The sequence below is a fragment of the Rhizobiales bacterium NRL2 genome (assembly GCA_001664005.1).
Lineage (GTDB): Bacteria > Pseudomonadota > Alphaproteobacteria > Minwuiales > Minwuiaceae > Minwuia.
In genome coordinates this window covers 565,001-584,410 of record CP016093.1, presented here as the reverse complement: position 1 = coordinate 584,410, position 19,410 = coordinate 565,001, and the positions used below count along the sequence as shown (strand labels likewise).

Annotated in this window: 17 protein-coding genes (1 of these 17 running past the window's edge); 7 read left to right on the top strand and 10 right to left on the bottom strand. The window is 68.4% G+C overall.

Annotated elements, in window-relative coordinates; genetic code table 11:
- Nucleotides 1-78: 78 nt before the first annotated feature.
- Nucleotides 79-828 carry a hypothetical protein gene (locus TEF_02685; GenBank protein ANK79815.1) on the bottom strand — a complete coding sequence of 250 codons (750 nt, stop codon included), beginning with the start codon at nucleotides 826-828 and terminating at the stop codon, nucleotides 79-81.
- A gap of 206 nt (nucleotides 829-1,034) precedes the next feature.
- Between TEF_02685 and TEF_02680 the strand changes: the two genes are divergently transcribed.
- Nucleotides 1,035-3,611, top strand: coding sequence for an ATP-dependent chaperone ClpB (locus tag TEF_02680; protein ID ANK83233.1), 2,577 nt, complete (start codon nucleotides 1,035-1,037; stop codon nucleotides 3,609-3,611).
- A gap of 70 nt (nucleotides 3,612-3,681) precedes the next feature.
- Here TEF_02680 and TEF_02675 read toward each other — a convergent pair whose 3' ends face one another.
- Nucleotides 3,682-4,155: a hypothetical protein gene (locus TEF_02675; GenBank protein ANK79814.1), complete on the bottom strand. Its 474-nt coding sequence runs from the start codon at nucleotides 4,153-4,155 to the stop codon at nucleotides 3,682-3,684.
- Nucleotides 4,156-4,186: 31 nt separating this feature from the next.
- Nucleotides 4,187-5,332: a hypothetical protein gene (locus TEF_02670; GenBank protein ID ANK79813.1), complete on the bottom strand. Its 1,146-nt coding sequence runs from the start codon at nucleotides 5,330-5,332 to the stop codon at nucleotides 4,187-4,189.
- 112 nt (nucleotides 5,333-5,444) lie between these two features.
- Here TEF_02670 and TEF_02665 point away from each other — a divergent pair, with 112 nt between their 5' ends.
- Nucleotides 5,445-6,227, top strand: coding sequence for an enoyl-CoA hydratase (locus TEF_02665; protein ANK79812.1), 783 nt, complete (start codon nucleotides 5,445-5,447; stop codon nucleotides 6,225-6,227).
- Between the two features lie 121 nt (nucleotides 6,228-6,348).
- On the opposite strand, the gene TEF_02660 is transcribed toward TEF_02665, so the two are convergent.
- Genes TEF_02660 through TEF_02650 form a run of 3 tightly spaced genes read right to left on the bottom strand, consistent with a single transcriptional unit; the run spans nucleotide 6,349 to nucleotide 8,767 of the window.
- A complete protein-coding gene (locus TEF_02660) occupies nucleotides 6,349-6,636 on the bottom strand; it encodes a hypothetical protein (protein ANK79811.1) in 288 nt (95 codons plus the stop codon).
- Nucleotides 6,633-7,493 (bottom strand): hypothetical protein, encoded by an 861-nt coding sequence (locus TEF_02655; protein ANK79810.1) that lies wholly within the window; start codon nucleotides 7,491-7,493, stop codon nucleotides 6,633-6,635. The genes TEF_02660 and TEF_02655 overlap by 4 nt, the downstream gene beginning before the upstream one ends.
- Nucleotides 7,490-8,767, bottom strand: coding sequence for a glycosyl transferase family 1 (locus tag TEF_02650; GenBank protein ID ANK79809.1), 1,278 nt, complete (start codon nucleotides 8,765-8,767; stop codon nucleotides 7,490-7,492). Before TEF_02650 ends, TEF_02655 begins: the two co-directional genes overlap by 4 nt.
- A 169-nt stretch (nucleotides 8,768-8,936) precedes the next feature.
- Here TEF_02650 and TEF_02645 point away from each other — a divergent pair, with 169 nt between their 5' ends.
- Nucleotides 8,937-10,157, top strand: coding sequence for a hypothetical protein (locus tag TEF_02645; protein ANK79808.1), 1,221 nt, complete (start codon nucleotides 8,937-8,939; stop codon nucleotides 10,155-10,157).
- A gap of 10 nt (nucleotides 10,158-10,167) precedes the next feature.
- Here the strand turns inward: TEF_02645 and TEF_02640 are convergent, their stop codons facing one another.
- Both TEF_02640 and TEF_02635 read right to left on the bottom strand, forming a co-directional pair.
- Entirely contained in the window at nucleotides 10,168-12,096 is a 1,929-nt protein-coding gene (locus TEF_02640; protein ANK79807.1) for a hypothetical protein, read from the bottom strand.
- A gap of 63 nt (nucleotides 12,097-12,159) precedes the next feature.
- Nucleotides 12,160-13,623, bottom strand: coding sequence for a hypothetical protein (locus TEF_02635; protein ANK79806.1), 1,464 nt, complete (start codon nucleotides 13,621-13,623; stop codon nucleotides 12,160-12,162).
- Between the two features lie 310 nt (nucleotides 13,624-13,933).
- On the opposite strand from TEF_02635, the gene TEF_02630 reads away from it, so the two are divergent.
- Nucleotides 13,934-14,380, top strand: a complete 447-nt coding sequence (locus tag TEF_02630) for a peptide-methionine (R)-S-oxide reductase (GenBank protein ID ANK79805.1) — start codon at nucleotides 13,934-13,936, stop codon at nucleotides 14,378-14,380.
- 113 nt (nucleotides 14,381-14,493) lie between these two features.
- On the opposite strand, the gene TEF_02625 is transcribed toward TEF_02630, so the two are convergent.
- Complete coding sequence (locus TEF_02625; GenBank protein ANK79804.1) at nucleotides 14,494-15,816, bottom strand: hypothetical protein; 1,323 nt, start codon at nucleotides 15,814-15,816, stop codon at nucleotides 14,494-14,496.
- Nucleotides 15,817-16,178: 362 nt separating this feature from the next.
- Between TEF_02625 and TEF_02620 the strand changes: the two genes are divergently transcribed.
- Together TEF_02620 and TEF_02615 are read left to right on the top strand one after the other, a co-directional pair.
- Nucleotides 16,179-17,192, top strand: coding sequence for an NADPH:quinone oxidoreductase (locus TEF_02620; protein ID ANK79803.1), 1,014 nt, complete (start codon nucleotides 16,179-16,181; stop codon nucleotides 17,190-17,192).
- Nucleotides 17,193-17,320: 128 nt separating this feature from the next.
- Complete coding sequence (locus TEF_02615; GenBank protein ANK79802.1) at nucleotides 17,321-18,205, top strand: hypothetical protein; 885 nt, start codon at nucleotides 17,321-17,323, stop codon at nucleotides 18,203-18,205.
- 17 nt (nucleotides 18,206-18,222) lie between these two features.
- Here TEF_02615 and TEF_02610 read toward each other — a convergent pair whose 3' ends face one another.
- A complete protein-coding gene (locus tag TEF_02610) occupies nucleotides 18,223-19,005 on the bottom strand; it encodes a hypothetical protein (protein ANK79801.1) in 783 nt (260 codons plus the stop codon).
- A 161-nt stretch (nucleotides 19,006-19,166) separates the two neighbouring features.
- Here TEF_02610 and TEF_02605 point away from each other — a divergent pair, with 161 nt between their 5' ends.
- Nucleotides 19,167-19,410, top strand: the 5' portion of a protein-coding gene (locus tag TEF_02605; protein ID ANK83232.1) for a monoamine oxidase. 227 nt of this gene lie beyond the right edge of the window; only the first 244 of its 471 coding nucleotides appear in the window; the start codon lies at nucleotides 19,167-19,169; its stop codon lies off the right edge, out of view.

Genomic DNA, 19,410 nt, shown 5'->3' with positions numbered 1-19,410 from the left:
TCTCGGGCCGGAGTGGCGTTACATACGTGCGCCCCCGGACGCAATCAAGCGGAGCGCCCGAGATTGTCTGCCCCCGGCTCAGCCGATGGCGTCGCCGCGCCGGATGCTGCCTGCCGAAAGCACCTCGGCGAACACGCCGCAGTCCATGTGGCCGAATCCCGACTGCAGCACTTTCGGAATCTGCATGTCGCTTTCGCCCGTGTCCGGGTCGACATTGGTCGCCGCGCAGCGGTCGATCCGCTGGGTGATGCGCAACCGCGCGCCGCCCGCGTCGAGTTCGCTGCCGATCCAGTCGAATTCCGCCCAGGGCGGCAGGCCGTCGATATAGAAATTGCCCCGGAAGCGCCGTGGCTCGAGCGGCCGGCGCAGCACCCGCTCGATGTCGCGCAGCGTCTCCAGGTTGATGATCGAAAGCTTCGGCGCGCGGGCATCGGAGAAGATCTGGCCCTCCTCGCTGACGATCTTCGGCGGCGAATTGATCTCGTCGGCCAGAAAGGCGGAAAGGAACTGCTCGATGAGCTGCCGCCCGACCGGCTGCGAGAGGTTCCCCCGGGCCACCTGGCGGCCCTGGCGCTTCAGCGTGAGCAGCGTCTCGTCGGCGTCGAATTCGGCGGAAAGCGAGGCCAGTTTCGGACAGTTCTTGAGTTGCAGGCAGTCCTTCCAGCCCAGATCGGCAATCGCCTTGCCGCCCGCCATGGCGGAGCCCCGGGCAATGGCGAACATGCGGTCGAGCGGCATGCCCCCGGCGGGGGACACCTCGACGGAGTCGAGTTCCTGGCCCGACAGGCCCTTTACGGGAAAACGCAGGATTTGCACGATCTCGGCCATGGCGCGCGCAGCTTGTGCCGGCGGCGGATCGAAATCAAGAATCCGCCTGTCGCGATCTTGCGTCACCGTGACTGAATGACAACATATCGGGGGCAGGGTTGCCTGAGGGGACCCTGTGTAGTGTGCAGCAACCCATCTTCGGCCGCTGGCGGCGGGCCCCGGCAAGGGGACGTCTGGTGGCGGGCCGGGAAGAAGAGAGGGATTTCATGGATTTCGAGACCTATACAGAGCGGGCGCGCGGCTTCCTGCAGAGCGCCCAGGGCTTGGCTATCCGCGAGGGCCATCAGAAGTTCACCCCCGACCATATCCTCAAGGTCCTGCTCGACGACGAGCAGGGCATGGCCGCGCGCCTGATCGAGGTGTCCGGGGGCAGCGCGAAACAGGCCCTGCAGCAGACCGAGATGGCGCTGGGCAAGCTGCCGAAGGTCGAAGGCGCCGGCGCGGGCCAGCTCTATCTGGACCAGCAGACGGCGAAGGTCTTCGAACAGGCGGAGCAGGCCGCGAAGAAGGCGGGCGACAAGTTCGTCACCGCCGAGATGCTGCTGGTGGCGCTTGCCGTATCCGGCGAGACGCTGAAGAAGGCCGGCGTCAGCCCCCAGGGCCTCAACCAGGCGATCAACGACATGCGCAAGGGCCGCACCGCCGACACCGCTTCGGCCGAGGAGGGCTATGACGCGCTGAAGCGCTATGCCCGCGACCTGACCGAGGCCGCGCGCGAAGGCAAGCTGGACCCGGTGATCGGCCGCGACGACGAGATCCGCCGCGCTATCCAGGTGCTGTCGCGTCGCACCAAGAACAACCCCGTGCTGATCGGCGAGCCCGGCGTCGGCAAGACCGCCATCGCCGAGGGCCTGGCGCGGCGCATCGTCGACGGCGACGTCCCCGAGAGCCTGAAGAACAAGCGCCTGCTGGTGCTCGACCTGGGCTCGATGATCGCCGGCGCGAAGTACCGCGGCGAGTTCGAGGAGCGCATGAAGGCCGTGCTGCAGGAAGTGCAGTCGGCCGCCGGCGAGATCGTGCTGTTCATCGACGAACTGCACACGCTGGTCGGCGCGGGCAAGGCGGACGGGGCCATGGACGCGTCGAACCTGCTGAAGCCGGCGCTGGCGCGCGGCGAACTGCATTGCCTCGGCGCCACCACTTTGGACGAATACCGGAAATACATCGAGAAGGACGCGGCGCTCGCGCGGCGCTTCCAGCCCGTCTTCATCTCCGAGCCGACGGTGGAGGACACCATCTCCATCCTGCGTGGCCTGAAGGAGAAGTACGAGGTCCATCACGGCGTCCGCATCTCGGATTCCGCCCTCGTGGCGGCGGCCATGCTGTCGAACCGCTACATCACCGACCGTTTCCTGCCCGACAAGGCGATCGATCTGGTCGACGAGGCTTCCAGCCGCGTTCGCATGGAGGTCGACAGCAAGCCCGAAGCGCTGGAACTGCTCGACCGCCGGGTGATCCAGCTCAAGATCGAGCGCGAGGCGCTGAAGAAGGAAACCGACCAGGCCTCCAAGGACCGTCTCGAGAAGCTCGAGGACGAGCTGTTCGAGCTGGAGGAGGAGAGCCGCGCCGGGACCGAAGCCTGGGAGGCCGCCAAGGCCAAGCTGGGCGAGGCGCAGCACGTCAAGGAAGAGCTCGAGCGTGCCCGCAACGAGGTCGAGGACGCCAAGCGCCGCGGCGATCTGGCCAAGGCCGGCGAACTGACCTACGGCCTGATCCCGGACCTTGAGCGCAAGCTGCAGGATGCCGAGGGCCGCTGCGCGCCGGCTTCGGTCCGCGAAAGCGTCACCGAGGAGGATGTCGCCACCGTCGTCAGCCGCTGGACCGGCGTGCCGGTCGAGAAGATGCTGGCCGGGGAGCGCGAGAAGCTGCTGGAGATGGAGAAGCGCATCGGCGCCCGCGTCATCGGACAGGAGGAGGCGATCAAGGCGGTCAGCCACGCCGTCCGCCGTTCCCGCGCCGGCCTGCAGGATCCGAACCGGCCCATGGGCTCGTTCCTCTTCCTGGGCCCGACCGGCGTCGGCAAGACCGAGCTGACCAAGGCGCTGGCCGAGTTCCTGTTCGACGACGACCAGGCGATGGTCCGCATCGACATGTCGGAGTACATGGAGAAGCATGCGGTCGCGCGGCTGATCGGCGCGCCTCCGGGCTATGTCGGCTATGACGAGGGCGGCGCGCTGACCGAGGCGGTTCGTCGCCGGCCCTATCAGGTCGTGCTGTTCGACGAGGTCGAGAAGGCCCATCCGGACGTCTTCAACGTGCTGCTGCAGGTGCTGGACGACGGCCGGCTGACCGACGGCCAGGGCCGGACCATCGACTTCAAGAACACGATCATCATCATGACCTCCAACCTGGGCAGCGAGTTCCTCGCCAGCCAGAAGGAGGGCGAGGATGTCGATCTGGTCGAGGGTCAGGTCATGAACGTGGTCCGCGGCCATTTCCGGCCGGAGTTCCTCAACCGCCTGGACGAGATCATCCTGTTCCACAGGCTCTCGCGGACGCACATGGGCGGGATCGTCGAGATCCAGCTCCGGCACCTGGAGAAGCTGCTGGCCGACCGGAAGATCGGTCTCGAGCTGGACGAGGCGGCCAGGGCTTGGCTGGCCGACGCCGGCTACGATCCGGTCTACGGCGCCCGGCCGCTCAAGCGGGTAATCCAGCGCCGGCTGCAGAACCCGCTGGCCGAGGCCATCCTGTCAGGCGAGATCGCCGACGGCGAGACCGTCCGCGTCTCGGCGGGCGAGAACGGCCTGACCATCAACGAGAAGCTGGTCGAGGCGGCATAGCCGTTTGGCGCGCGGGGCATGGCTAACCGGCCGGCCCCGCGCGCCTTCCGCTCGTGCCCGGAACAATCACCTACCCGCCGTCCCGCTCCACGCGCAGGAACACCACGCGGAAGCGGGCGCCGTCGTGCAGTTGCACATGGTGCAGCACTTCCGGCGGGATCGGCGAGCTTTCGCCCGCACCCAGGTCGACGGCGCGGCCGACCGGATCGGCGAAGACGCACCGCATCCCCCCCGCCAGCACCTCCAGCCGGCCCCAGGTTCCGGGCTTCGTCTCGTGATCCTTCAGCAATCCCGCCGGGACCGTCGCCTGGTCGAAGACCGGCGTTTCCCGATACGGGGTGACGTCATCGGGCATTTTCAGACGGTCGCAGCGCAGGCAGCCAAGCGTCTCGCCCAACATGGACGCGCGGCCGGCCTCGCTCTCGGCCCAGGGCCGTTCGACGAAAGGCGGGCGGTGCCGGACGTGCTGGCGGTGCCCGCAGTCGAGCCAGGCGAAGCGTTCGCCCTTGTCGTCCAGGCCGTACCCGGTGATGTGCCGTTGCATCGGGTGACGGTACAGCCTGAAGGGACGGCTGTCAGGCCGGCTTGCGGTCCCGGTTCGCCTTGGCGCGGAGACGGGAGAGAACCTGCTCCAGCCCCGCGGGATTGATGTTGCGGTATTCCTCGGCGATGCGGCCGACCACGCGTTCGATGAAGTCCTCATCGGCGGCGGGCCGCTGCCGGCCGCGGGCGGCGCGCATCTCGTCGCGGGCAACGCGGAAGGCGTGGAACAGCAGGGGCTCCAGCCCGCTCTGCTCGAACAGGCGCCGGAACGAATCGACGCCGGCGGCATCCACCGCCGCCTCGACCTTGTCGCGGGGCCAGCGGGTGAGTTGCGCCATGCCCGCAATGAAGAACTGGTGGTCGCCGCTGGCCAGCACGCGCAGCATCAGGCTGGTCGACAGCCGGCCGGCGGCGTGCATGCGTTTCGCCAGGTCCTCGACGGCCTGCCAGTTGTCGGCGCCCCTGGCGAGCTGCACGATGGAACGCTCCCGGCCATGGACGACGAGATCCTCGGCCAGAACGGCGGGCAGGTCGTGGCGGCGGATCAGCGTCTGCATCATCAGGTCGGCGACCGATTTCACGCACTGCTCGGTGACGGTGAGCGAAACCAGCCGCTCGGCCACTTCCAGCGGTAGGCCCGGCCGCGAGGCCACCGCACCCATGACGTCGGTGCTGTCCTGAAAGCGGTCCACCGCGCGGTCCAGCACGCGCTCGCTCACCTCGGCGCCGGGGTTGCGGATCAGGATGCCGACCGCCTTTTCGGTGCCCTTCTCGACCAGCTTCTCGGCCACCGGCGCGCTGACGGCGCGGCGTCCGGCGACGGCCTCCTGGAAATTGCCGCCGCGCTCGATCTGGACCAGAAGGTCGCGGTCGCCGAGCAGAGAGGAGAAACTGACGATGGGCAGCGCGACCTGCTCGACATCGGCCAGCAGCCGCTCGACCATGGGCCGAGGCAGCCAGGGCGATTCGGCGATGTGCTCGGCCAGCCCCTTGCGCACGGATTCCACCGAGTCCGCGATCAGGCGGTCGATCATTTCCAGCGCGATCGTGAGTTCGCGCTTGTCGAGGCCCGAGCGCTGCATGAAACGTCCGAGCTGGGCCGAGATGGCGCCCTTCTGGTCCTCCGACAGCGCGCCGACCAGCGCCTGGACGTCGCCTTCCGAGATCTTTTCGCTCATGGCTCGCGGTACTCCTGAACAGGCTTCACTCATGCCAGATGCGTGTTAATCCCCGCTTAACGACGTCACCGGGCCATGTTCCAATGCCGCCCGCACAGGGGAGAGAGTCGCCATGGACTATGAACAGATCACCGTCGAGAGCGAGGACGCGGTAGCCACCGTGACGCTGAACCGGCCCGAGAAGCTCAACGCCTGGACCTACCAGATGCGCCGGGAGATGCACGACGCCATCTCCAAGGCGAACGACGATCCGGCAATCGGGGCGATCATCGTCACCGGGGCAGGCCGCGGCTTCTGTGCGGGCGCTGACATCGAGGACACCTTCAAGGCGCAGGCCGAAGGCAGGGACGTCAAGGGCAAGGACGTCGCCGGCGGCATCGACTGGGTGAAGTTCGTCCGCGAATCCAAGCCGCTGATCGCCGCCATCAACGGCGTGGCGGTCGGCGTGGGCCTGAGCCAGGTCCTGTCCTTCGACGTCATCATCGCCGCCCGTTCGGCGCGGATGGCCGCCCCCTTCGTCAAGGTCGGCGTGGTGCCGGAACTGGCCAGCTCGCACTTCCTGGTGCAGCGCATGGGCTTCGGCCGGGCGAGCGAGTTCGCGCTTACCGGCCGCTTTCTCGACGCTACCGAGGCCGAGCAGGCGGGCCTGGTGGACCGGGTGGTGGGCGACGCCGACCTGATGCCCACGGCGCGGAAGATGGCGAAGACGATCGCCGCCAATCCCGACCGGCACCTGCGCTGGGCCAAGGAGTTGCTGACGCAGAACGGCTCGGAGACGGACCTCCGGCTGGTGCAGGACCGGGAGCAGGCGCTGCTGAAACAGGCCTATGAAAGCCCGGAGCACAAGGAGGCGATCGACGCCTTCCTCAACAAGCGCCAGCCGAAGTTCCGGTAGATCGTTCCAGTGTTTGATCGAACCGCCTGAAACTGCGGCCCTCGGACTCGATCCGAGGGCCTGTGCATCCATCCGCGCCACGACGCTGGTCTTCGGGTCAAGCCCGAAGACTTCAACAGATTCAGTCTACCCGAAGATCGTTCTCGAGCTCCGTAATCAGCCGGTCGCGCAGCATCTCGTCGAGCGCGGCGTCGAGGTCGGCAGCGATACGCTCTGGGCCGACCTCGGGGAACGCCTCGCGGAAGATGGCGAGCACCTCGGCGCGCGACATCGGCTCGGCCAGCAGGTTCCAGACCCCCGCGGCCATGCGGTCGAGATGGTAGATCTCGCCGTCGTCGGGGCGGACGAGGAAAAGGTCGCCCTCCATCTCGGATTCGACGACCCCTTCCGCCCGGCGAAGTCCGCTCATGTGCGCGCCTCCCGATCCAGCAGTTCCGCCGCCTGGAAGCTGTCGGCATAGACCAGTTCGGCCCGGTCGACGGACTCGGCCAGTTCGCGGAGCCGCGCCAACCGCGCGACCGGCGGCAGCTGCGCGGCAAAGGCGGTCGGCACCAGGCGCTTCACCGTCTCGCCAAGGTTGACGGGCCGGAATGCCGGAGCTCCTGCATCGTCGCGGCGCGAAAGCAGCACCAGGCGCTCGAGCGGCAGCCGCGTCCCGAAAGGCGCGCGCTCGTCCGGATGAAGCACGACATAGCGCATCCCGCTCTCGCGGGGGCCTTCCCGTTCGCCGGCGAAACGGCGGAAGGCGGCGGGCGCATCGGCCGGGAGCGGATCCCTGAGCTTCGGCCTGAGCGCCAGCGCGAACCCTTCGAAACCCGCCGCCGTCCTGCCGACGGGCAGGCGGTCGTCCGTGAACAGCCGCCGCCCCAGCGCGGCCAGCGCCACCGACAGCGTGCTCTTGCCCGCCATCATGTCGCCCACCAGCACCGTCAGCCGGCCGCCGATCTCGACCGCGCCGGCGTGCAGGCAGATCCAGTCCGGCGAACGGACGCAGAAGCTGTGGATCAACGCGCCGATCAGGCCGTTGCCGCCGACCAGGCCGGGGGGAAAGATCAGATCGCCCGTGTCGTAGAGTTCGGCCCGGAAGCGAAACCGGCCCTCGCCGGCCGGCTCGACCTCGATCGCCGGCGCGTCGGCCGGGCCGCTTTCCGCCGCCGGCCAGTCGGGCGCCTGGGCGCGCAGCGCGGTGATCAGGGGCGCGGCGCCCTCGACGCGGACCGGACCGGTCGGCGTCTCGAACCAGAGAGAGCCCCCGGCCCCGCTCACCGCTTCCCGCGGCGCTTCGGCCTGGCGCCTGCGGCGCGCTTCGGCGGGGTCAGGATGGGCGGCAGGTTGCCCGCCGCGACCTCCTTCAGCAACCGGACGTGTTTCGGCAGCGTGTCCTTCAGCGCGTAGGTCTTGAGCACGACATCGCGGGCGGCCTCGCGCAGCGGCTGCAGCTTTTCGCGGTTGTCCAGCGCCTCCCCAATGCGGTCGGCCAACTGGTCGACGTCGAAGAAATCCACCAGCAGACCCTGCTTGCCGTCCCTGATCACCTCTCGCACCGGTTCTGTGTCCGAGGAGACGATCAGGCAGCCCGCCGCCATGCTCTCGATCAGCGACCAGGAGAGCACGAAGGGCACGGTCATGTAGACGTGGACGTGGCTCGCCTGCAGCACCTTCAGATAGTCGCCATAGGGCAGCAGGCCGGTGAAGTGGATGCGGCTGGGGTCGAGGTCCGTCTCCTCCAGCATCTTCTGCTTGAAGGTCTTGCCGTCGGGCAGCTTGCGGCCATAGGCGACGCGGTCCTGGCCGACGATCACGGCCTGCAGGTTGGGCCGGGTCTTCTGCAGCTTCGCCACCGCCTCGACGAACTGCGGGAAGCCGCGATAGGGCTCCATGCCGCGTGTGGCGTAGGTGACGATCTCGCCCGCACCGGAGAGATCGAGATCGCCGACCTTCATCTTCGCATCCGGGTCGGGCCTGAAGAAGTCCGTGTCGACGCCGTCGTGCAGCACCGACAGCTTGTTGTGGAATATCTTCGGGAACTGGTCGCGCTGGAACACCGTCGGGCAGAGGCCCCAGTCGCAATTGGCCAGGTCGAGCAGGATGGCGGCGTTCCGGGTGCGGATGCGGCATTCGTCGTCGGCGCTGATCTGGTTGTCGGGCAGGAAGTCCGCGTCGGTGCCGTGGGCGTGGTAGTACCACTCGAAATAGCTGAGCAGCTTCGCCTCCGGAAAGGCGTCCTTGACGTAGAGCGTCGGCCCCCAGCCGGAATGGCCGCAGACCAGGTCGGGCCGGAAGCCGCGTTTCCTCAGCTCCATGCACATGCGGTAGACGGACTGGCCGTTCAGCACCGCCGATTCCAGGTTGCGGACATAATGGTGCGTGGCGTCCCGCACCTCGCGCGCCGGCTTGTAGAAGGCCTTGGTCACGCCGGGGATCTCGCCGGCCTTCGCCTGGGTGCCGAAGACCAGCTGATGGCCGCCTTCCCGGGCGAGCTGCGTCGCCACATGACGGTACTGCGCCGGAAAATTGTTGTGCAGAAACAGGACCCGCATGCCGCTCCCTCAGCCCTCGACCGGCGACAAGGCTTAGAGCGCTGGGCGTCCACGTCAATCCCCACGCGCACGCCCGCGGCCGTTAACCGAAAATCAAAGCCCCCACGGTAGAACGGCGAACAGCCGGATGAACGCGTCCGGCGAGGATGGACACGGGAGTCAGACGAGTATGCAGGTTCGCAGCGATCAGGAGATCCGGCTGGTCGACTATGCCGAACGGCTGTCGCGCCATGCCGAGGACCGCCTGGCGATCCACCTGCACTACGCCCGCCTGAAGCCGCACAACCGCCAGGAGCATCAGCTCCGCATCGCCGCCAACTGCCTGGAAGACCTGGTCAAGCGCTTCGACGGCCAGCTCTTCCGCCTGTCGACCGCCGATCAGGTGCTGGTGGTCAAGGGCGCGCTGACGCCGGATGTCGAGCCGGTGGTCGAAAAGCTGCGCCACCTCTTCGCCGCCGACCCGGCCACCCGTCCCGGCCCCGACGGCGACCGCTTCTGCGACTGGTACGACCTCACCGTCGACTACGAGGACTTCCTGGCCCATGCGCGCCGCCTGCTCGCCCGGGCCGAGGAGAAGCGCAAGGCCGAGGCCGAGCAGATCGCCCGGTCCGGCGCGCCGCGCCGCGAGCGCAAGCAGATCCCGATCCAGCCCGAGCATCTCGGCCGGCTGGTCGAGCAGCTCGCCTCCATGGACATCTCCTCGCTGATGCGCCGCCAGCCCGTCTGCGCCCTGACACCCGAGGGCGAGGCGCGGCCAGTGTTCAACGAGCTCTTCGTCTCCATCGGCGATCTGCAGCGCATGGTCATGCCCGACGTGCAGCTGGCCGCCAGCTCGGCGCTGTTCGCCTATCTGACCCAGTATCTCGACCAGCGCATCCTCAAGGCCCTGCCCGACATGGAAGCCTCGGTGCCGTTGTCGACCTCGATCAACATCAACGTCGAGACCATCCTGTCGCCGCAGTTCCTGGAGTTCGACCAGAAACTGCGCGCCCAGACGAAGAAGACCATCATCCTGGAAGTGCAGCTTTCCGACGTGTTTCAGAACGTCGCCGGCTTCGCCTTCGCGCGCGACTTCGTGCGCGACCGGGGCTACCGCATCTGCCTCGACGGGCTGAACCACCTGACCCTGCCGCTGGTCGACAAGCGCCGGCTGGGCCTGGACATGCAGAAGATCCTCTGGGCGCCCGACGTCTGGGAACAGGGCGGCGAGGCCGAACGCAGGGAACTGGCCGAGGCCGTGCGCCGCGCCGGCCCGACGCGGCTGATCCTATGCCGCTGCGACAACGCCCACGCCGTCGAGTTCGGCCGCTCCATCGGCGTCAGCCTGTTCCAGGGCCGCTATGTGGACGCCCTGCTGTCGGAGCAGGCCGCCAACGCCCGCGTCGCCTGATCCCTTTCGCTCAATCGGCGACTGCCTTGCGCGGCAGGCGCACGATCACCGTCGTCCCTTCGTCCGGCGCGGCGCGGATGGTCAGCGCGCCGCCGTGCAGCTCGGCCAGCATGCGTGACAGCGGCAGACCGAGCCCCGCGCCTGATTTCGCGGTGTGGGCGTCGCTGCGCACCACCTCGAAGGGCTGCAGCACGCGCTCCAGGTCGGCCTCGGCGATGCCGGGTCCCTGATCGGCGATCCCGATCGTGACACCGGCCCCGTCGCCCTGCGCGCGGGCGGTGACCACGCCGCCTTCGGGGCTGAACTTCACCGCGTTGGACAGCAGGTTGTGCAGCACCTGGCGCAGCGCGCCGCGGTCGGCCTCGATGACCAGGTCGCCTTCTGGCGCGGCGACATCGACCCGCGCGCCGGCCTGCGCCGCGGCGGCGGCGAAATCCTCTGCCGTCTCCGCCAGCAGTTCGCCCGCGTCCAGCGGTTCGGGCTCGAGGCGGAACTTGCCGCTCTCGATTCGCGCGATGCCCAGCACGTCGTCCACCAGCTTCAGCATGTTGCGGCTGCTGTCGTGGATATCGGCGGCATAGTCGCGGTAGGTCGGCGGCGAGACCGGGCCCAGCATCTCCTTCGAGATCATCTCCGAGAAGCCCATGATGGCGTTGAGCGGCGTGCGCAGTTCGTGGCTCATCCCGGCCATGAAGCTGTTGCGGGTGTCATTCAGTTCCTCGGCGAGCAGGAGCTGCTTCTGCTGGCGGCGCAGGCCGAGGGCCAGGGCGATGGCGAAGTAGAGCGTGGCGACGGCGCAGCCGATGGCGGTGAGGTAGTGGTTGATCGGGTGGTAGGGCGCGAGGTCCAGCACCCTGAGATAGAGGAACACCGCGGTCAGCTGGCTGAAGCCCCAGCCGAAGGCGACGACGCGGGCGCGGTCGGAGCCGCGGAACGACAGATAGACGGCGAGGCCGAAGACGAAGATCGCCCCCGGCCCGGCGACGAAGGCGATCAGCGCCGCGCCGACCGGGACCGGCAGCACCGGCGCCAGCGAGGTCAGCAGGCCGACCACCACCAGCAGGCGCATGATCATGTCGACCTTGGGATGGCGCTCCGGGGTGCCGAGATAGCGCTGGAAGAAGCGCACGCCCGAGGCGAACAGCAGACCCTGCAGCATGAAGAACAGGGGATTGGCGTATTCCCACCCGCCGGGCCAGAACCAGATCTGGCCCATGCCCGAGGCGACCGCGACATAGCCGGCATAGGCCAGGCTGAAGGGGATGAAGTCCAGATAGGCTTTGTCGCGCACGGTCAGGTAGACCGTGAAGACGTACATGCAGACCGCCAGCACGGCCCCGAACAGCGCCCCGAACAGCAGGTGGTCGCCCAGCACCATCCGCTCGAAGCCCTTCTCCGAATAGAGCTTCAGCGGCGCCAGCACGACCGACGTGGTCGTCACCTCCAGATGGAAGACCGCCGTCCCGCCCGCGGCCACCTCCACCGGAAAGGCCGGGAAGTGGCTGGCCGGCAGGCTGCGGTCCAGCGGCGCGCGGTCGCCGCGCAGGCGGATGGCGGGCGCGCCCGTATCGTCGTAGCCGTGGAACAGGATGCGGTCGATATAGGGAAACTTGTAGACCAGCATCCCATCGAAGGGCCTGGCTGCATCGTTGGCCACCTCGACGCGGAGCCAGACCGGCTCGCCGCGGAAACCGAGATGCAGTTCGTCGCCCTCCGCCGCGCGCCATTCCGCCTGCGCCGGGGACCGCCAGACGCCGTCGGCCGACGACGTCTCCAGCGGCCCGACATGATAGGAAACGGCGAGGCTGGGTTCGACCGGGGTCCCGGCCGCGTCCATGCGCATCGCCGAATGGATCAGCAACGCCGCCAGCAGTGCGAGCGCGACCGCGCCGGTGACGCGTCCCGCATGCGGAATCCGGACGCGCCAAAGCCGTCGCAATGGGAAGCCGATTCGCCGGGCCATCGGCGCAGCATAGTCGCGGCCGAGCGGGCCGGACAGGCGCTAGACGATGGGCCGGCCGGAAAGGAAGTCGTCGCGTTCGTAGACCTGCGCCGGCAGGGGCCGGGTCACCGGCTCGGCCAGCGCCGGCCCGGAGATGAAGTCAATGTCGGCGTTCAGCATGTGGTGGACCACGTCGCGGTTGTCGACCAGGCCGACGAAGGACCGCCGGCGGCCAGCGCGGCATTCGCGGGCGAACTGCGCGGCGTGATCGCCCGCCGTCTCGGTGGCGAGGCTCTGCAGGCAGACCACGCCCACGTCGTAGTTCAACGCCTTGCGCCAGTCGCCGCCCTGACCGCTGAACGCCATGGTCATGGAGAAGCAGTTCCGCCGCAGGGTCTGGACAACGTCCCGGAGCCGGCCGTCGGGCGCGTCAGGCGGAATGTCCCATACCGTGAGCAGCAGGTGGCGCCGCTGCGCCTCCGGCATGCGGCCGATCGCCGTCGCCATCCGCGACAGCCGGCGGGAACTGCGCAGCGCGGCATAGGGAACCGAGAACGAGACGAAGCCCGCGCCGCCGGATTCATGCAGCGTCTCGAGGCCGATGCTCACGTGCATGAGTTGGTCGAGATAGATGTCGGTCACCATCCCGTCTTCGAAGCAGGAACTCGGAATGGAGCGCGCGCCCACCAGCAACCTGCCGTGGACCTCCCGCGCCGGCAGGGCGGCGGAGGCGGCGACAGCCTGATTGCGCATGTCCCAGATCGGCAGATAGACGGTATGGAACGCCAGCGTCTCCGCCTCCAGGTCGCCGGGCGGCCGCGCGGTCGGACTGAAGATCAGGGGCCGGCCGGCACCGCTCCAGTCGAAGCCCTGGTCCATCATCTCGGCGCACGCGTCGGGCCGGACGATCGACGCCAGGCCGGCCGACATCCGCCGCGGCGCGAGCTGAGAAATGGCCGCCGCCTCTCCGGCCAGGGCCGGCGCACCGGCCAGCGGCTCGAACCGGAGCCGCCCCTCGGCGACCTCCTGCAGAACGTAGCATTCCATGGACTCCGCCCCCTCCTCGCCGAGCAGCTTGGCGCCGGCGCGGCGGACATCGGCGCGGAAGCGGTCGATGCGTCCTGCACCGTGCCGCGTGCAGACGACGACCAGCAGACTGGGCGAGATCCAGAACAGGCTGCCCCGCGCGCCGGCCAGCACGCGCGCATGGGGTTTCAGGTACTCGCGCAGCCGCGCGAGTATGCCGGCGGCCGCCTTCGGATAGAGACGTTTGACGCCGTCGAGCGCCAGCAGGAAGGTGTGATCGGTGAACGTGCCGGCATGGGATTCCATCGCCGGCAGAAGTTCGTGAAGGATCGAGCGACCGGATGAACGGCCGGCGCCGGGCCGCACCACCATGGCGCCCAGACCGGCCCGCTTCACCGTGAACGCCCCATCCTCGGGCTGGTCCAGTTCGAGCAGGAGCGACCTCGCCGTGCGGTCGGCGAGCGACTCCTTCGTTTCGGATACGCCCGCCTGATACATGCCGTTTCACTCCTACGCTGATTCGGCCGCGACGCACTGTTGGCCGGCCGGACGCATGGGTCCGGACTTGCTGCTTCGGAATCCGGGAACGGAATCGCTCGATGGCTTTCAACCTAGGCGGGCAGGCTTAAGTCCCGGTAAAGAAATCAGGTCACTTATTCAGGTGCTGCCATGCACGGCGTGCGGAACTCATTCCGGGGACGTGACGGCGTCCCGGTTTTCCGCCGCGCGGAACCGCCCGGCGCGGGGCCTCGCCATGGCGGGCCGTCCTCCCTATCTTCGGGCTGAGGAACGACAGGAGCAGTCAAGGATGAGCAGGACCTACCAGAAGACCGTCGAGGCGCTCGGCCGGCTCGACCGCATGCAGTACGCGGTCACCCAGGAGGACATGACCGAACCGCCCTTCCGCAACCAGTTCTGGGACCACAAGGAAGCCGGCATCTATGTCGACGTGGTCAGCGGGGAGCCGCTCTTCGCCTCGTCGCAGAAGTTCGATTCGGCCTGCGGCTGGCCGAGCTATTTCGAGGCGCTGGAGCCCGACAACATCGTCGAGATCAAGGACACCAGCCACGGCATGATCCGCACCGAGGTGCGCTCGAAGCACGGCGATTCGCATCTCGGTCACGTCTTCCCCGACGGACCGCCGCCGACGGGGCTGCGCTACTGCATCAATTCCGCGTCGATGCGCTTCATCCCCGTCGCCGACCTGGAGAAGGAAGGCTACGGCGAATACGCGAAGCTGTTCGGGAAGGAATAAGGAATAAGGGTGTTCGTCCTTGCCCGGTCACGGCCGGGCCGGTCTTCGCCCTCCGTGCCCTCCCCCTTCGAGAAAGGGGAGGGCCGGATGGGGGATGTCCTCAGGCGAACTGACTACGCGCTGATCTTCTGACGCCGGGGCCGGGCCGGCCGGCGGCCTTCGCCGCCGCGCGACTCGCGGCGGTCGCCGCCGTCATGGCCCCCGCGCGGCGGGCGCGGCCCGCCCTTGCGGTGATTGGCGCCGCGCTGGCCGCCGGGCTTGCGGGTCTTGCCCGGGCCGGAGCGCTCGCGGCGCGGCGCGGGCGGCGTGTCGGTCAGTTCGCCGGCATCGTTGAAGGTGCCGCCGATGACCCGCTCGATGTCCCTCAGCAGACCGCGCTCCTCGCCGTCGCAGAAGGAGATGGCGATGCCGCTCGCACCGGCGCGCGCCGTGCGGCCGATACGGTGGACATAGGCCTCCGGCACGTTGGGCAGCTCGAAGTTGATGACGTGGGTGATGCCGTCGACATCGATGCCGCGCGCGGCGACGTCGGTCGCCACCAGCACCGCGACCTTGCCGTCACGGAAGCGCGAAAGCGCCTTCTCCCGCTGGGACTGGTTCTTGTTGCCGTGGATCGCCGTCGAGGCGATGCCGGCCTTCTCGAGGTAGGTCGACAGCTTCTCGGCGCCGTGCTTGGTGCGCGCGAAGACGATCGCGCGGCCGACCTCGCGGTCCTCGATCAGCTCCACCAGACGCTGACGCTTGTCGCGGGCGTCGACATAGACGACTTCCTGGGCGATGCGCTCCGCCGGCCGGTCGGCCTGGGCCACGGCGATCTCCGCCGGGTCGTTCAGGAAATCCTGCGCCAGGGCGCGGATCTGCCTGGGCATGGTGGCCGAGAGCAGGATGGTCTGCGGATCGGCCGGCACCTTCTGCAGGATGCGGCGGATGGCGGGCATGAAGCCCATGTCCATCATCTGGTCGGCCTCGTCGAGGATGATATTGGCGACGCCGTCGAGACGGATGACGCCGGTGGACATGTGGTCCTCCAGCCGGCCGGGGGTCGCGACCAGGATGTCGACGCCGCCGGCCATCTGCCGGATCTGCGGGCCGGGGCGGACACCGCCGACGACCAGGGCCACCGAAGGACGGATCTTGCGGCCATAGGTGCGGATCGCCTCGACGATCTGGTTGGCCAGCTCACGCGTCGGCGCCAGGATCAGCGTCGTGCAGGTCTTCGGCCTGGGCGCGCGGCGTTCGTCCGCGATGCGGGAGAGCAGCGGCAGCACATAGGCGGCGGTCTTGCCGGTGCCGGTCTGGGCGGTCCCGAGCACGTCGCGGCCAGCCAGCATGGCCGGAATCACTTCGGCCTGGATCGGGGTGGGAATCGTGTAGCCTTCGGCTTCCACAGCGCGAAGGACGGACTCGGCGAGGCCGAGTTCATTGAACTGGGTCAAGTACTTACTTTCTGCATGCGGCCATGCGCCCATGCCGTGATCGGCACGGGGCGGCCTGTTCGGTTCAAGGGTAGCGAGCCTGGCGCGGAACGGCTCCTCAAGTGACTGCGCGTCACCGCGCTCCCCGGCCGCGCCGCCCTTTCACTCAGGTCCTACGCGCCGCCGGTCCGATGCCGCGACGAACAGGTCGTCATCCACGAACGGCATCCATGGGCGGGACAGACCATGTTTCGGCATGCCGCGCAAGCGGTTTCTTTTTGCGCCGCAGCATTGCATGGCAGGCGTGCTGCACGGGCGCTGTTGGCAAGCCGCGCTCTACCCCCGACAATTGCAACCGCAGATTCGCGGACGGGGAGACGGACATGCGCGCCTGGGAAATCACGACGGCCGAGGGCATCGACGGCCTGACACTGAACGAGAAGCCGATGCCGGAGCCGGGGCCCGGCGAGGTCCGCGTGAAGATGACGGCCAACTCGATCAACTACCGCGATCTGATGACGGTGGAGCACGCCGCCGCCCGCGGCCTGCTACTGCCCTTCATCCCCAACTCCGACGGCGCCGGCGTGGTCTCGGCCGTGGGTCAAGGCGCCCCGTACCGGGAGGGCGACCGGGTGACCTCCTGCTTCTTCTCCGACTGGGACGCGGGCGAGATCGGCCCGGAAACCATGAATTCGGCGCTGGGCGGTGCGCGGCCCGGCGTGCTGGCCGAGGAGGTCGTGCTGCCCGCCCGCGGCGTGATCCCGACGCCGGCGCATCTTTCCGACGCCGAGGCGGCGACCCTGCCCTGCGCGGCGCTGACCGCCTGGCACGCGCTGACCCAGCCGCGCCCGATCCTGGCCGGCGAGACCGTGCTGCTGCTCGGCACCGGCGGCGTCTCCGTCTTCGCGCAGCAGTTCTGCCGCATGATGGGCGCCAGGACCATCGTCACCTCGTCCTCGGACGCCAAGCTCGCCCGCATGAAGGATCTGGGCGCGGACGGGACCGTCAACTATCGCGACAACCCGGACTGGGACCGGGAGGTGCTGGAGATGACCGGCGGCATCGGCGTCGACCGCGCCGTCGAGGTCGGCGGGCCGGGCACCTTCGACCGCTCCGTGAACGCGACCCGCGTCGGCGGCATCATCGGCCTGATCGGCATCCTCACCGGCGCCGGCGGCCAGGTGCACCCGACGAACTTCATGCGCAAGTCGATCACCGTGCGCGGCATCTATGTCGGCAGCCGCGCCATGTTCGCCGACATGAACCGCGCCATCGAGCGCCACGGCCTGAAACCGGTGATCGACGACGATTTCGCCTTCGAGGACGCGCCCGGGGCCTACCGCGCCATGCGCGCCGCCGGCCATTTCGGCAAGCTGGCGATCCGGGTGGGCAAATAGCGCCTCCCTTCCCCGTCCGGCGTCCCCTGCGCCACATGCAGGGCGACGCCGCGCGTCCCTCGCTTGGCAGAAACGGCCGGCCCGGGCACAATACTCTCCGGTAGATTGCGATCACCGGGGAGAGCGACATGAGCCAGATGACCTTCGAGCCCCTGAGCGGGCCCACCTTCGGCGCACGCGTGCACGGCGTGAAGCTGACTGCGATGGACGATGCGGCGTTCCGCGAACTCCATGACAACTGGCTGGAATACGGCCTGCTGATCGTGCCGGAGCAGTTCCTGACGAGGGAGGAGCAGATCGCCTTCGCCAGGCGCTTCGGCGATCTGGAGTTCGAGATCGCCGAGATCGGCAACATGCGCGACGACGGCTCGCTCCGGCCCGACGACGGCAGCGACGAGATGATGAAGATCAACCGCGGCAACATGGGCTGGCATCACGACTCCACCTACATGCCCGTGCAGGCCAAGGGCGCGGTGTTTTCCGCCGAGATCGTCCCGCAGGAAGGCGGCGCCACCGGCTTCGCCGACATGCGTGCGGCCTATGACGAACTCGATGACGCCATGAAGGCGCGCATCGAGAACCTGCGGGCGCATCACTCGCTGCACCACTCCCAGGGCAAGGTGGGCCACAAGACGAAACCCGTGAAGGACGGCAAGGTGAACGCCGGCGGGACCTTCGGCGGCTACGGCCTGCATGACGGGCCGGTCTCGGTCCGGCCGCTGGTCAAGGTCCATCCGGAGACGGGCCGGAAGAACCTGCTGGTCGGCCGTCACGCCTACGACATCATCGGCATGTCGTCGGAGGAGTCCGAAAAGCTGCTGCAGGATCTCGTCGACTTCGCCTGCCAGCCGCCGCGCATCTACCACCACCAGTGGGCGCCCGGCGACGCGGTGATCTGGGACAACCGGCGGCTGATGCACCAGGCCACCCCCTGGCCCTTCGATCAGGCGCGGCGCATGTGGCACAGCCGCATTGCCGGCGATCCGGCGACCGAAGCCGCCATGGCGGCCTGAGCCGCAGCGCCGGAGATCTATCGGCGGCGGCCTTCCCTGAGGCGGGCCTCGATCGCGGCAGCCGCGGCCGTGAGCTTGTCCAGCAGATGCGCCTTCTTGCCCGGCTCCCTGAGGCGCGCCGGCGAGAGCGAGATGTTCGCCGCCGCGATGACCCGGCCGGTGGCGGCGCGGATCGGCACGGCGACGCCAGCGATGCCTTCCTCCAGCTCGCGGTAGACCATGGACCAGCCCTGGGCGCGGTCACGCTCGATGGCTGTCCGCAGACCATCCGGATCCGTGATCGTCCACGGCGTGAACGCCTCCAGTTTCGCCGACGCCAGATAGCCGCCGAGATCGCGCTCCGGCAGGGCCGCCAGCTGGATCCGGCCCATCGAGATCGCATGCGCCGGCACCCGGCTGCCGATATTGAGCGAGCTTTTCAGAATGCGCTTCGTGGGGACGCGGAGAACGTAGACGATATCGTGACCGTCGAGCACCGAGATCGAGCTGCTCTCATCGACCTCCTCGGCAAGGGCCTGGATATCCTGTTCGGCGAAGCGCCAGATCTCAGACGAGGCGAGATAGGCAAAGCCCAGGTCGAGAATCTTCGGCGTCAGCGAGAAATGCTTGCCGTCCGAGGCGGCATAACCGAGGGCGACGAGCGTGTGCAGCAGCCGGCGCGCGGTGGCCCGGGTCACGCCCGTGCGGGCGGCGACCTCGGTCAGGGTCAGCACCCGTGAACCTTCCCGGAAGGCGGTGATGACCGCCAGGCCGCGGGCGAAGCTCTGGGCATAGGTGTTCGAGGGCTCGGGCGCGGCCATCTCGACGTCCCCTGTTTCCTATTCAAACAAATGATCCGGTCCCGGCACGCCGGCCCGTCCGCCTGGTTGACCCCGCCGCGGGCGCGTTCCAGCGTTCGTATAGAAAACCAATGTTCGCATATCAAACAGGTTGAACAGGGAGGAGAAGCCCCATGAACGTGATGGGCGAGGATTTCGAGACCGACTTCTGGAAGGAGGTCACCGAGCGCGCGACCTGGGACATGATCGTCCCCGGGGAGCTGCGTGAGACGCGGCCCGTGACCCTGACCAGGCGGATCATCCAAGACTACGCCCGCAAGGTCGGCGAGGACAATCCGCTCTATTTCGACGAGGAATACGCGAAGTCGACGCCCTATGGCGGCATCGTGGCGCCGCCGTCGATCCACATCCTGCTGATGTTCGCCT